The following is a 12,344-nucleotide window of genomic DNA, read 5'->3' on the forward strand; positions in this document are numbered from 1 at the left end:
GCGCCGTCCTGGACAGCGCCTACTCTTCACGGCTTTCGCCAGCGCTGCCGATCCGTTGGTATTGCGCGCACCAGCGCGTGTACAGCAGCGCGCTGACGAACAACGTCAGGCTCAGCAGAATCTCCAGCCAGCCGAACAGCCGCTTGGAAGGATCGAACGCGGCCAGCACGCCCTGGATGAAATACAGGTTCACCACGAAGCAGGCCCACGAGTGGGTGCGTGGGTGGCCGCCGATCAGGCCAGGGGCGAGCAGCAGCAACGGCAACAGCTGGAAGGCCAGTACTGCCCACAGCAGCGCATTGGGGACCGCCGCGTAGCCCAGATTCCAGATCAGCAGCAGCGCCGCCAGCGCCACGAAACTGGCCAGGCTCAGATAGCGACTGATGCGCAGGCGCGGCAGCAGCCAGTCCACGTTTGGCAGCGCTCTGGCGGCTTTAGCCATGGCCGTCGCTCAGCTTGCAGGCGATGCCGGCCAGCCGCTGACCGAGAGCACGGCACAGGGTGATCTCATGTTCATCCAGGGCGCGCTTGCCGTCAGCGCCGGCATGGTGGCTGGCGCCATAGGGCGTGCCACCTCCGCGGGTCTCGACCAGCGCAGATTCACTGTACGGCAGGCCGGCGACCAGCATGCCGTGGTGCAGCAGCGGCAGCAGCATCGACAGCAGCGTGCTCTCCTGGCCGCCGTGCAGGCTGGCAGTGGAGGTGAAAACGCCCGCGGGCTTGCCGACCAGGCTACCGGTCAGCCACAGGTTGCTGGTGCCGTCGAGAAAATACTTCATGGGCGCGGCCATGTTGCCGAAGCGCGTCGGGCTGCCCAGCGCCAGACCTGCGCAGTTCTTCAGGTCGTCGAGGCTTGCATAGGGAGCGCCTTCGGCAGGGATGCTGTCGACGACCGCTTCGCATTCGGCGGAAACCGCTGGCACGGTGCGCAGGCGCGCTTCGAGGCCCTGCATTTCCACGCCGCGGGCGATATGAAGGGCCATCTCGGCGGTAGCGCCTTGGCGGCTGTAATACAGCACCAGGATGTAAGGTGTGGTCATGGCAGCAGCTCCAGGATGTTCTCCGGCGGTCGACCGATCACGGCGCGATCCCCGGCGATCAGGATCGGTCGCTCGATCAGGCGCGGATGAGCGGCCATGGCCGCGATCAGTTGCTCGTCACTCAGCGCCTGGTCGGCCAGGCCGAGTTCGCGATATTCGTCCTCACCGCTGCGCAGCAGGTGGCGGGGCGGCAGGCCGAGTTTATCCAGCACATCGCGCAGTTGTGCGGCGCTAGGTGGAGTGTCGAGATAATGCACCACGACCGGCTGCAGGTCGCGCTCTTCGAGCAGTTGCAGAGCCGCGCGGGATTTCGAGCAGCGCGGGTTGTGATAAAGCATCAATTCAGTCATGGCGGTCGTCGCTTCTGGCGGCAGTTGGCAGCTATTCTAACCGCGTCGGCGGCTCGCGCTGAACTGGGGGCGCCAATCAGGGCGAACCTAAGTGGTGAGCCAGCGTCTGTAATGCGTCGGTCACAACGGCTCGTGGCCAGTTTCTCCCGCTCGTCTGCATTGCCTGCGGCCCTGATGGCGCCGGCCTGACGATGATGCGCACGTTTCCGACTGCCCTTGTGAGGTGGGTATGCAGCAGCGTTTGCACGATTGGCTCGAGTTCTGGCGATTCCTCTGGCAGCGCTTCTTCGACAATCGCGGCGCCGATAACGCCGCGGCGCTGACCTATACCACGCTGTTCGCCGTGGTGCCGATGATGACGGTGACCTTTGCCGTGCTCTCCGCGGTACCGGCATTCCAGGGGACTGGCGAGCAGATTCAGGCGTTCATCTTTCATAATTTCGTGCCGTCTGCCGGCGAGACGCTGCAGGAGTACCTGCGCAATTTCACCACCCAGGCGCGGCAGCTGACCTGGATCGGGGTGGCGGTGTTGGCGGTCACCGCCTTCTGGATGCTGGTCACCATCGAGCGCACCTTCAACACCATCTGGCGGGTGCGCCAGCCGCGGCGCGGTATCGCCACCTTCCTGCTGTACTGGGCGATTCTCAGCCTGGGGCCGATGCTGCTGGGCGCCGGCTTCGCGATCAGCACCTATGTCGCCTCGCTGTCGCTACTCACCGGACCGGATGCGGTGGTCGGGGCTCAAACGCTGCTGCGCTTCACACCGCTTGTGTTCAGCGTTGCGGCGTTCACCCTGCTTTACGCGGCGGTGCCCAACGCCCGGGTACCGGTGCGCCACGCTTTGTGGGGCGGTTTGTTCACGGCGATATTGCTGGAGCTGGCCAAGGCCACCTTCGGTTTCTACGTGCGTTTCTTCCCGGGCTATCAGCTGATCTACGGGGCCTTCGCCACGGTGCCGCTGTTTCTTCTGTGGATCTTTTTGTGCTGGCTGATCGTGCTGCTGGGGGCCGAGCTGGTGTGCAACCTCGGGGTTTCTCATCAGTGGCGCAAGCGCGCGGTGCCCCGGGCACTGGTACTGCTGGGCATCCTGCGGGTGTTTCACGCGCGCCAGCGCACCGGGCTCAAGGTTCGCCACCGGGATATACAGCGCCAGGGCTGGTTGTTGCCCGAGCATGAGTGGGAGGAGGTGCTGAGCTTTCTGGAAAGCCAACGTCTGGTCGCCAGCATCGGTGGCGATAGCTGGATGCTCAGTCGTGATCTGTCCCATTATTCGCTGCAGCAGTTGTTCGAGCGCAGCCCGTGGCCATTGCCGCACTTGAGCCAGCTGCCTGATGAGTTGGATGAGCCCTGGTATCCGGCGTTGCGTGAAGCACTGCAGCGCCTGCATGAAGAGCAAAGCCTGCTGTTCGGCGATACCCTGGCCCACTGGCTGGAGGGGCAGGGCAGTGACAGGAAGTGACGTTTATCGACACCAGCACAGGCCCGACTGATAGCCTGTTGCCATGTCAGGGTGCCGGGGCGTTGGCGTCAGTAACATGGCATGTTTCTGGCTATGCTACGTGCAGTCGATCTCGCGCCACCAAGAGTACGTGCAATGCCAAAACCATCCTCCAAGGTCGTGATGCTCCATGGGCGAGATAGCGAGCGGGCGCTGGAGAATCTCAACCGAATCACCGGGCTGCGCTTCAGCAGCTGGCCCGAGTCGCTGGCAGGCACAGTGGATGATGTTCCGCTAACAGGCGAGGCGCCGCGCGAGCCGTGTAAGTCGCTCGCAAGAATGGGTCAGGCGTTGGCCTGACTGACGCGCGCGAGTGCGATCGTGGGCTCGGCGGCCTGCACGAAAAGCTCTTCTACTTTAACGTCGACCTGGGACTGCGCTGAGCGCAGGCGTATCTGCATGTCTTCGATGCGCTGGGTCACCGGCAGGCGCGCGATGCCGGAAAGCAGGATTCTGTCCTGCATGCCTACCTTGGCGTGATCCAGATTGATCGAGCGCAGCTGATCCCCATCGCGATAGCGTACCTGCAGGGATACCAGGCTGCCTGCCTGGCCCGGCAGATGCAGCCAGGCGGCCACGTTGAACTCCGCGACCCGCCCGTCGTAGGCGGTCAACTGCAGGTGGGCGCTCTGGATGAGGTGTGCGGGTACTTGGCCGATCAGTGTGTCGTGGGCATTAGGCATGCGAGTTCCCTGGCTGGCGAAGAACGTCAGCGGGGAAGTATAAGAAGGATGCTCTCGATCAAACTGTGCGGCAGGCCGCCCATGCGCGTGATCGAGTTCTCAATCAGGGCAGTTCCAGGGGGTGACGGCTTACCGTGGCGCTGGCCAGGTTGCCAGCGGGCAGTTGCAAGCGGTTCTGGTTGACCGCGTTGGGCAATTGCAGCCACAGGTTTTCACCGTCGCTGAACTGATTGTGCGGCACCCACAGGCCGTGATGCCAGCCCTCCCGTGGCTTGGGCGTGCTTTGCAGGATGCCCAGGTGCGGCTGGCTGCTGGGGGCGCGTCTGAGCCAGGTCGGCTGCGCCAGGCCCTTCAGGTAACGCAGGCCCAGGTGAATACCCTCGCTATTGAGGTGACGCCAGCACACCAATGCCAGTACGTCGCTGTCGGCGATCAGCAGCACCAGCTGGCCGATCGGCAAGTTGTGGGCGGCGTACGCGGGGCACAGCAGGCGCGCTCCGCCTGGGCCGATATCGAGAATCTGCGCCGCTGTGCACTGCGGCCGCTGTTCGAGCAGCTGAGCGTGGATGGCCGGGATGCCGATGGCCAGCCGGCAGTCGCTTTGTTGCGGGGTCCGCGAATGGCGGCGCTGGTCGGTACCCAACCAGTGAGGGTGCACGCGCTCGAGCAGGTCACGCTCTCCAGCGCTGCGCAGCGGCGCGGGCTCGCCGAGTGCGACGAGCAGTGCGCCCAGCTCCAGGCGGCGCAGGGTTTCGCTGCACGCCTGGGGGCGTTGCTGGTAGGTCAGGCATGCCTGCGCACGTTGCAGGTCGATGAGCGGGCCTTCGGATTTGTCCTCCGCGTCCCAGGGCAGCAGGCGGGCGAGGGCGGCCAGCGGCGCCAGGGCTGCGAACAGTCGCAGGCATTCGTCCGGGTGCAGGTGCGGGGGATTGCTCAGTGCCAGCAGCAGTGTCTGCTGATAGAGCCCGCGCAAGGTGTCGGCGGGCGTGGGGGTAAATGCTGCCGCTACCGGCTCGTCGAGGCAGTCATGACGCTCGCCCAGCCAGTACAGCAGGTGGCTGTCGCGCCACAGGTCGGCATTTGGCTCACGGTACTGCCGAAAATGCCACAACAGAGCCTGGGTGATGAAGTGCTGAGCCATGTACAGGCACCAGGCCAGGTGCGGCTGGGAGGGCTTGTGGCCCTGCAGTATCTGCAGCAGCAGGCGCTTGTAGCCGATGGCGAGCTCGCTGCACAGCTGCGTTTGTTCGGCGGCTGCTGCAGGACAGCGCTGCGCACTATAGTGGCGATACTCATCGCTGAAATTTTGCAGCGTCCGCTGTCTTTCGAGTAAGGTCATCGCGCTGCGATTGAGGCGCGTGAGCAGGGCTGTCAGCTCCAGCAGGCCAGTCTCGACCGGCAGTTGGCGAGCCGCGCTCAGGCTGCTGCCCAGGGTTGCCTGGTCGAGCGGGTCAGCGTCGAGAGCGTCGGGGACATCGAGCTGCAGTGCATCCAGTGTCATAGCAACCTTATCGGTACGAGGACCATTTCCATGGTAAAGCGACTTGCGTCAGTCATTCGGCTCATGATGGTGCTCATCGCCGGCGCAGTGCTGGCAGGGTGCACGGATGACGTGGGTGTCGACCAGCATGGGCAGAAGGTAGCGGTTGAGCGCCTTGAAGGCCAGTGGCTGGTTATCAATTATTGGGCCGAGTGGTGCGGCCCCTGTCGCTCCGAGATTCCTGAGTTGAATGCCCTGGCGCCGGAACTGGAGAAACAGTCTATCGGTGTGTTCGGTGTGAACTTCGATGGCCTGCAGGGCGAGGCGCTCAGCAAGGCGGCCGAGGCGCTGGGCATCAAGTTCACGGTGCTGGCCAAGGACCCCGCGGAGCGTTATGGATTGCCGCCCAGTGATGCGCTGCCGGTCACCTATATCGTCGACGACCAAGGCAAGGTGCGTGAGCGACTGCTCGGCGAGCAGGACGCCGAAGGCCTCAAGGCGCGGCTGGCAGCGCTGCGCCAGGAGAGCTGATTCTATGGCCAGCGTTTGTCTGCACGGATATGTCGAAGGGCGCGTGCAGGGTGTCGGCTTTCGCCAGGGCACGGCCGCGCAGGCCGCGCGTTTGCAAGTGTCGGGCTGGGTGCGCAATCTGCCTGACGGCCGCGTGGAGGTTCTGTTGGAGGGTGAAAGCGATGCGGTCCGCTCGCTGGCCAAATGGCTGGAGCATGGGCCGCCCGGTGCCGGAGTGCTTGCCGTGACACTGCAGGAGCGCCCGGTCGAGGACGCTCAGGGTTTCGTCGTGCAGCGCTAGCTGTCAGTCTTCGCCGGGGTCGGCGGCGAGACGACCGGCATTCTGGGACAGCGAGCGGAGAAATTCGGCCTGCAGCTCCGGGTCGTTGCGGGTCAGTTCGATCAGGCTCTGTTCCAGCTCGCTGGCTTCCTCTTCGAGACCCAGGTCGGACAGGCGCTTGACGCGATGCACCCATTGTTCGACTTCCGCCCCCTCGAGGTCGTCATAGATCAGGTCATGAGCTTCGCGCAGCTTGCCGCGTAGCGTGCGGCTGACCAGCAAGGTCGCCTCGGCGCTGGTGGCATCCTGCTCGTCGGTTACGGTCAGCAGCAGGGTGCCGACACGGGCGATGTCCTGATCGGCGAACGGGCCATCGAGCAGGTTGAGGCGCAGCACGCCATTGCGGTCGGTGAGCAGCTCATGGGTCTGCGCGCCAGCCTTGATGGTCACGGGGCGTTCGGCCCAGGGCAGGCTGGAGTAGTCGGTACGGGTTTCCTGGCGCTTTTCGTCGATGCCGGCCAGGTTCTGCTGGGAGCGGCCGTTGGATTCGACGTTCATGAACGGGTTGATGCCCGCCACGCCGTAGCTGATCCAATCCTTGGTGGCGGTGTCCGGAATGCGCCCGAGCGCGACCACGTTGAGCACGTTGGCACCGATGCCACCGACGATGGCCACCGCGCCCAGCGGGATCTCATAAATTTCCCGCCAAGGCTGGTAAGGCGTATAGCGGTCGTAATGGCGGGTGACCTCGAACGGCGTCACCTCGAAGACCTTCTGCTCATGTACGCGCACTCTGCGCTGGGGCAGCTCCAGCACTTCAGGCTGCCCCACGTCGATCTGCAGGCTGTGGCTCAGCAGCTTGCGTTCGACACGCTCCTCATGCTCGCTGCGCTGCGGCAGATGGTTGGCGCAGCCGGCGAGAAAGAAGGCGCCACAGGTGGTGGCGCCGAGAAGGCGTAGGGTGCTTCGCTTGAACATGACGGCTCTTTGGCGGGTCAGCGGCGGATACGGTTCTGGATGAACGACAGGATCTCGCCGACGGCGACTGGCTGAGCCTCGGTTTCCAGACGGCTCTTGTACTCCAGGTTACCTTCGGCCAGGCCGCGGTCGCTGACCACGATGCGATGCGGGATGCCGATCAGTTCCATGTCTGCGAATTTGATGCCCGGACTGGTCTTTTTGTCACGGTCGTCGAGCAAAACTTCGAAGCCGGCTGCGGTCAGTTCGCCGTACAGCTTGTCGGTCGCTTCGCGCACCGCGTCGGTTTCGTAGCGCAGCGGTACCAGGGCGATCTGGAAGGGCGCCAGGGCATCGTTCCAGATGATGCCGCGCTCGTCGCTGTTCTGCTCGATGGCGGCGGCCACCACGCGGGATACGCCGATACCGTAGCAGCCCATGCTCAGCACCACCGGCTTGCCGTTCTCGCCCAGCACCTGGCAGTTCATCGCTTCGCTGTACTTGGTGCCCAGCTGGAAGATGTGCCCGACTTCGATGCCGCGCTTGATTTCCAGGGTGCCCTTGCCGTCCGGGCTCGGGTCGCCTGCCACCACGTTGCGCAAGTCGGCGACGGCCGGTACCGGCAGGTCGCGCTCCCAGTTGACGCCGAAGTAGTGCTTGTCGTCGATGTTGGCGCCAATGGCGAAATCGCTCATCCGTTCCACCGAGCGATCGATGATGATCGGCAGCGGCAGGTTCAGCGGGCCCAGAGAGCCTGCGCCGGCTCCGATGGCATCGCGCAGCTCGGCGTCCGAGGCCATTACCAGCGGGCTGGCGACGCCAGGCTGGTTGGCGGCCTTGATTTCATTCAGCTCGTGATCGCCACGAACGATCAGGGCGATCAGCTTGCCTTCTTCTTCGGCATGCACGATCAGCGTTTTGATGGTGCGCTCGACGGGCAGGTCGTAGCCCTCGACCAACTGCTGGATGGTCTTGGCGTTCGGGGTATCGATCAGGCGCAGCTCTTCACTCGGCGCCGGGCGGGCGGACTCGCGGGGAATGGCTTCGGCCTTCTCGATATTGGCGGCGTAATCGGAGGCGTTGCTGAACACGATATCGTCTTCACCGGATTCGGCCAGCACGTGGAATTCGTGGGAGCCGGCGCCGCCGATGGAGCCGTTGTCCGCCACCACTGGGCGGAAGTTGAGGCCCAGGCGGGTGAAGATGTTGCAGTAGGCCTGGTGCATACGGTCGTAGGTCTGCTGCAGGGAAGCCTGGTCGGCATGGAAGGAGTAGGCGTCCTTCATGATGAACTCGCGGCCACGCATCAGGCCGAAGCGCGGACGGATTTCGTCACGGAACTTGGTCTGGATCTGGTACAGGTTGAGCGGCAATTGCTTGTAGCTGTTCAGCTCGTTGCGGGCCAGGTCGGTCACCACTTCCTCGTGCGTTGGCCCGACGCAGAATTCGCGGTCGTGGCGATCCTTGACGCGCAGCAGCTCCGGCCCGTATTGCACCCAACGGCCCGACTCCTGCCACAGCTCGGCAGGCTGGATGGCGGGCATCAGCACCTCCAGCGCACCGGCCGCGTCCATCTCTTCACGCACGATTCTTTCGACCTTGCGCAGGGTACGCAGGCCCATTGGCAGCCAGGTGTAAAGGCCGGAGGCGAGCTTGCGGATCATGCCAGCGCGCAGCAGCAACTGATGGCTGATCACCACGGCATCGGAGGGCGTTTCTTTGAGGGTCGAAAGCAGGAACTGACTGGTACGCATGATGGGCCGTTCTGTCGGTTGCAAAGGGATTTTTATGGCTCGGCATTGTACGGCGCGTGGCTGGTGGCGTATAGGATGTGAAGTGCTGCGATGGAGCAGGTGGATCAACTGAGGGCTCGCGCAGAGGGTTGATCGGTCTATGGCTTGGTTGGGCGAATCTTCGAGCGAGAGATCAGGCGAGATTCGATGCGCAATAAAAAACCCGGCCGAAGCCGGGTTTTTGAACTGCCATCAGGCTTGCGCGCGATTACAGAACGCTGAGCGGGTAGTTCACGTAGAAGCGGACTTCGTTGGTGTCGTCGATGTTGACGTTGCTGACCTCAGAGTTGGCCCGCAGTACCGAAGCGCGCAGGCGGAAGGACAGGTCCTTAGCCGCACCGCTCTGGACGGTGTATTTCACCTGGTTAAAGAATTCGTGTTCTTTGCCATTGGTGTTGGTAATCACGCCGTCTTCGCGAGAGGTGATGTTGTCAGCCCAAATGTACGCAGTTTTGAAGCTCAGGCCCGGAACGCCGAAAGTAGCGAAGTCCAGCTCGTAGCTGGCCTGCCAGGAACGTTCGTCTTCCAGGTTGAAGTCGGACAGGAAGCTGTTGGCTACGAAGATTGCGCCGCCACCATCACCGTTACCGTAGTTGAAACCTTGGCTGCCGGTGTTGCGTTGGTGGGCCAGGATGAAGGCATGAGCACCAACGCTATACTTGGCTGCCAGGCTCCAAATGGTGTTGTCGCCACCGCCGACCTGACGGTTGTAGTCGCTCTTGTAAATATTGAAATCGAAGCCCAGCGCTTGTTCTTCGGTCAGCGGCAGGTTGTAGTTCAGGTTGGCGTACTTACGCTTGTACTGATCTTCCAGGTCGCTGTAGTAAAGCGCAGCGGTGAAGTCATCGGTAAATGCGTAGGAACCACCGATTACATCGATAGACTTCAGGCCGCCGCTGTCGCGGCCGGACTGACGCATAGTGTTGTAGGCGGTGAAACGCCCGGCATTCAGTTCGAGGCCTTCGATCTCCTTGCTGGTGATCATGGTGCCTTCGAAGGTTTCCGGCAGCAGGCGGCCATCGTCGTAGGCCAGAACCGGAAGGGCAGGCAGCTGCGAACCATAGGTCAGTGTGGTGCTGGAGATGCGTGCTTTGACGGCGGCGTTAGCGATGGTCAGGTCTTTGCCTCCGTTTTCCGGGAACATGCCAACACCGCGACGGCCGCCGCCAGTGTCCAGCTGCCACAGAGTGCCGGCATAAGCGTTAACGCCGAAACCAACGGTGCCCTGGGTGAAGCCGGATTCGAACAGTGCACGGGCGCTGGCACCCCACTCCTCGGAGTACCCTTTGCCTTCGGTGCCGCGGGATGCGCCATTACGGGCATCACGGTTGTAGTACATGCTGCGCGCCAGGAGCGACAGGGTGCTGTCTTCAACGAAACCCTTCGACTCGGACTGCTCCGAGGCCACTGCCATCTGAGAGGTACCCGCGGCCACAGCCAGGGCGATTACGCTCCACTTCATCACTCGCATCGTGATTTGCTCCTTTGGTTTAGAAGAGTACTTCCGCTGCTCAATAAGGTTGTTATGGCGAGCAGCTCTATTTCTTTTTGTGTCGGATGGAACTTATAGCACGGCACTTTGTATTGGCGATAGTTTCGATCTATCCATTTCGTCGCAACCTTTGCGCTTGTCGTCTAGCGCGAAAGGTGCGTCGTAATGAGACAAACCCCGCCTGCGCGGCTCATCCAACGATTTACAGCTCTAACATAGGGCCGGGGAGCGTTACCGCAGGGCCCTATTTGGGAGCGTTGCGAGTTTAAAGCAAAAGCCGTGCTCAAAATTACCAAGGCGCCTGAATTGCTACGGTTTATGCACATTATTTTGTGGTGAAGTACAAATTATCGACTTAAATAACCGTTTTTCTGCACTCTTGTTAGGGTGCTTCTAAGTAGCTTGCTATCTATGTGGCCAGGTTATTGATAATGAGTTTTAATTGGCATTTTGGAGGGGTGCCAGATGTTTACTTTGGGAAACAATATGGTGCGTTGTAAAACTCATCAGTGCTGCTCTTGCGCTTTTTGGGTGCATCCGATTCGGGGTTAATTTTCAAGGCCTTGCCGGGTATCCTGCTGCGCCTATGGGTTGCTGATCGGATGGGCGGCCCCTTGAGATGAGGTGAGCAAATGTTCGTACTGGATTCGCGCCTGCAGCAAGACACCTTCGTACTGGGCGATCTGCCGTTGAGTCGCGTGCTGCTCAGTAACGATGCCCGTTACCCCTGGTTCATTCTGGTGCCGCGCTGCGAGGATGTCAGCGAGGTGTTCCAGTTGAGCGCCGAGGATCAACAGGCGTTATGGGCGGAAACTGCCTTGTTGGGCGAGGTGCTCAAGGATGCGTTCAAGGCCGACAAGATCAATATCGCCACCCTGGGTAACGTCGTCAGTCAATTGCATATGCATGTGATCGTCCGTTACCGCAGTGATGACGCCTGGCCAGCTCCGGTGTGGGGGCGCCATCCGGCCAAGCCCTATGATCCGCAGCAGGTCGCCGCCCTGCGAGACAGGTTGCGTTCGGTCATGCCGGGGCATTACCGGGCAGGAGAGGTCTGAATGAGTGGGCTTGAGGAGCGTATCGTCGAGCTGGAGAGTCGCCAGGCCTTTCAGGACGACACCATTCAGGCGCTCAACGATGCCTTGGTGGAGCAGCAGAAAGTGATCGAGCGACTGCAGGTGCAGATGCAGGCGCTGGCCAAGCGTCAGGAAGAAGTGAATCCGTTCAGCCCGTCGCAGGACGAAGCGCCGCCGCCTCATTATTGATAGCGCCCCGCTCGAATGAAAAAGCCCCGCATCGCGGGGCTTTTCGTTGACGGGCGGATCAGCGCCGGGTCGGCAGCGCCGCGATCACGTCTTCAGCCTGCAGGCCTTTGTCGCGCTGCATCACGGAAAACTCCACACGCTGGCCTTCCACCAGAACACGGTGACCTTCGCCGCGGATGGCACGGAAGTGCACGAAGATGTCTTCGCCAGCATCGCGAGAAATGAAGCCGAACCCTTTCGAGGTGTTGAACCACTTCACGGTACCGGTTTCGCGATCGCCCAGGTCCTGCTGCGGCACGGACCTCTTTCGGTCGAAGCGCAGGTTGGTACCCAGGTGCAGGGCAACGGCCAGGGAGATGATCAGCAGGCTGAACAGCAGGGCAGGTTGCTCGGCGATGAGCGGCAAGGGGGCGAGCAGGATCAGGGCTTGCAGCAGTGTGCCGAGGATCAGCAGGGCGCACGCCAGGTTTTGCAGATGTTGACGCGCATTGCTGTGCCACAGCGGAAACTGCGTAGCCAGCAGCAGGTTGAGAAAGCCAAAGAGCGCCAGGCACAGCGCGTCGGGGTGTTGCAGGAACGACTGGCCGTCATTGAGACCAGGGGCGATGGATAACGGCAGGGCCGACAGCCCCACCAGCAGGTGGACGATTTTCAACATGTTCAACGCACTCACTCGATAAAAGGATCACCAGGAACAGCTGGCTCCACGCGATTTGCCGTGACGTAAGGGCGATGAGAGTTCGGGAGGGCCAGCCTATGCGCCGGCCCATGAGTTGGGATGGCGGCACGGGACGTATTTAACAGCAAAGAGAAGGGCTACTCAAATGGGTGGCGCTGTGTTGCCGGTTGTAGCGGGCTGAAACGAAACAGGGCTGCCGTGCAGACTGTGTGAAAACCTAGCAGTCCGAGGGTGAGTTGAAGACAATGCCTCTATCGGTTGATAGGGGCATTGTCGTTTATGGGTTATATCCAGGGCGAAGGTCGCGGGCAAAGCAG

15 protein-coding genes and 1 pseudogene are annotated in these 12,344 nt (G+C 62.0%); 6 read left to right on the forward strand and 10 right to left on the reverse strand.

Annotated elements, in window-relative coordinates; genetic code table 11:
* Positions 1–19 precede the first annotated feature (19 nt).
* Genes BVH03_RS12525 through arsC form a run of 3 tightly spaced genes read right to left on the reverse strand, consistent with a single transcriptional unit; the run spans position 20 to position 1,390 of the window.
* Positions 20–442, reverse strand: coding sequence for a DUF2069 domain-containing protein (locus tag BVH03_RS12525; protein WP_075961463.1), 423 nt, complete (start codon positions 440–442; stop codon positions 20–22).
* Entirely contained in the window at positions 435–1,040 is a 606-nt protein-coding gene (gene wrbA, locus BVH03_RS12530; protein ID WP_075961464.1) for an NAD(P)H:quinone oxidoreductase, read from the reverse strand. Before wrbA ends, BVH03_RS12525 begins: the two co-directional genes overlap by 8 nt.
* Positions 1,037–1,390 (reverse strand): arsenate reductase (glutaredoxin), encoded by a 354-nt coding sequence (gene arsC, locus BVH03_RS12535; protein WP_075961465.1) that lies wholly within the window; start codon positions 1,388–1,390, stop codon positions 1,037–1,039. The genes wrbA and arsC overlap by 4 nt, the downstream gene beginning before the upstream one ends.
* 229 nt (positions 1,391–1,619) lie before the next feature.
* Here arsC and BVH03_RS12540 point away from each other — a divergent pair, with 229 nt between their 5' ends.
* Positions 1,620–2,849, forward strand: a complete 1,230-nt coding sequence (locus BVH03_RS12540; RefSeq protein WP_075961466.1) for a YihY family inner membrane protein — start codon at positions 1,620–1,622, stop codon at positions 2,847–2,849.
* A gap of 135 nt (positions 2,850–2,984) precedes the next feature.
* On the forward strand, positions 2,985–3,188 hold the full coding sequence (locus tag BVH03_RS26860; RefSeq protein WP_075961467.1) for a hypothetical protein: 204 nt from the start codon (positions 2,985–2,987) through the stop codon (positions 3,186–3,188).
* Here the strand turns inward: BVH03_RS26860 and BVH03_RS12550 are convergent.
* Positions 3,173–3,571 carry a hypothetical protein gene (locus BVH03_RS12550; protein WP_075961468.1) on the reverse strand — a complete coding sequence of 133 codons (399 nt, stop codon included), beginning with the start codon at positions 3,569–3,571 and terminating at the stop codon, positions 3,173–3,175. The genes BVH03_RS26860 and BVH03_RS12550 overlap by 16 nt on opposite strands.
* Before the next feature lie 103 nt (positions 3,572–3,674).
* Positions 3,675–5,072 carry a PilZ domain-containing protein gene (locus BVH03_RS12555; protein WP_075961469.1) on the reverse strand — a complete coding sequence of 466 codons (1,398 nt, stop codon included), beginning with the start codon at positions 5,070–5,072 and terminating at the stop codon, positions 3,675–3,677.
* A gap of 30 nt (positions 5,073–5,102) precedes the next feature.
* Here BVH03_RS12555 and BVH03_RS12560 point away from each other — a divergent pair, with 30 nt between their 5' ends.
* Both BVH03_RS12560 and BVH03_RS12565 read left to right on the forward strand, forming a co-directional pair.
* Complete coding sequence (locus tag BVH03_RS12560) at positions 5,103–5,582, forward strand: TlpA disulfide reductase family protein (protein WP_075961470.1); 480 nt, start codon at positions 5,103–5,105, stop codon at positions 5,580–5,582.
* A gap of 4 nt (positions 5,583–5,586) precedes the next feature.
* Positions 5,587–5,862: an acylphosphatase gene (locus tag BVH03_RS12565; protein WP_075961471.1), complete on the forward strand. Its 276-nt coding sequence runs from the start codon at positions 5,587–5,589 to the stop codon at positions 5,860–5,862.
* A gap of 3 nt (positions 5,863–5,865) precedes the next feature.
* Here BVH03_RS12565 and BVH03_RS12570 read toward each other — a convergent pair whose 3' ends face one another.
* From BVH03_RS12570 to BVH03_RS12580, 3 genes are all read right to left on the reverse strand, one after another.
* The gene (locus tag BVH03_RS12570; RefSeq protein WP_075961472.1) at positions 5,866–6,819 is read right to left on the reverse strand and encodes a hypothetical protein; all 954 of its coding nucleotides are present in this window, start codon (positions 6,817–6,819) and stop codon (positions 5,866–5,868) included.
* A gap of 17 nt (positions 6,820–6,836) precedes the next feature.
* The gene (locus tag BVH03_RS12575) at positions 6,837–8,552 is read right to left on the reverse strand and encodes a proline--tRNA ligase (RefSeq protein WP_075961473.1); all 1,716 of its coding nucleotides are present in this window, start codon (positions 8,550–8,552) and stop codon (positions 6,837–6,839) included.
* Positions 8,553–8,799: 247 nt separating this feature from the next.
* Complete coding sequence (locus tag BVH03_RS12580; RefSeq protein WP_075961474.1) at positions 8,800–10,062, reverse strand: OprD family porin; 1,263 nt, start codon at positions 10,060–10,062, stop codon at positions 8,800–8,802.
* Between the two features lie 653 nt (positions 10,063–10,715).
* Here BVH03_RS12580 and BVH03_RS12585 point away from each other — a divergent pair.
* Both BVH03_RS12585 and BVH03_RS12590 read left to right on the forward strand, forming a co-directional pair.
* Positions 10,716–11,141, forward strand: coding sequence for an HIT domain-containing protein (locus tag BVH03_RS12585; RefSeq protein WP_075961475.1), 426 nt, complete (start codon positions 10,716–10,718; stop codon positions 11,139–11,141).
* Positions 11,142–11,348 carry a SlyX family protein gene (locus tag BVH03_RS12590; RefSeq protein ID WP_075961476.1) on the forward strand — a complete coding sequence of 69 codons (207 nt, stop codon included), beginning with the start codon at positions 11,142–11,144 and terminating at the stop codon, positions 11,346–11,348.
* 58 nt (positions 11,349–11,406) lie between these two features.
* Here the strand turns inward: BVH03_RS12590 and BVH03_RS26350 are convergent, their stop codons facing one another.
* The gene (locus BVH03_RS26350) at positions 11,407–11,631 is read right to left on the reverse strand and encodes a cold-shock protein (RefSeq protein WP_167359775.1); all 225 of its coding nucleotides are present in this window, start codon (positions 11,629–11,631) and stop codon (positions 11,407–11,409) included.
* A gap of 57 nt (positions 11,632–11,688) precedes the next feature.
* Positions 11,689–12,006, reverse strand: a pseudogene (locus tag BVH03_RS27075) (cold shock domain-containing protein membrane protein); the annotation flags it as partial.
* Positions 12,007–12,344: the final 338 nt, after the last annotated feature.

Origin of the sequence: Pseudomonas sp. PA15(2017), assembly GCF_001945395.1 — a bacterium.
Lineage (GTDB): Bacteria > Pseudomonadota > Gammaproteobacteria > Pseudomonadales > Pseudomonadaceae > Aquipseudomonas.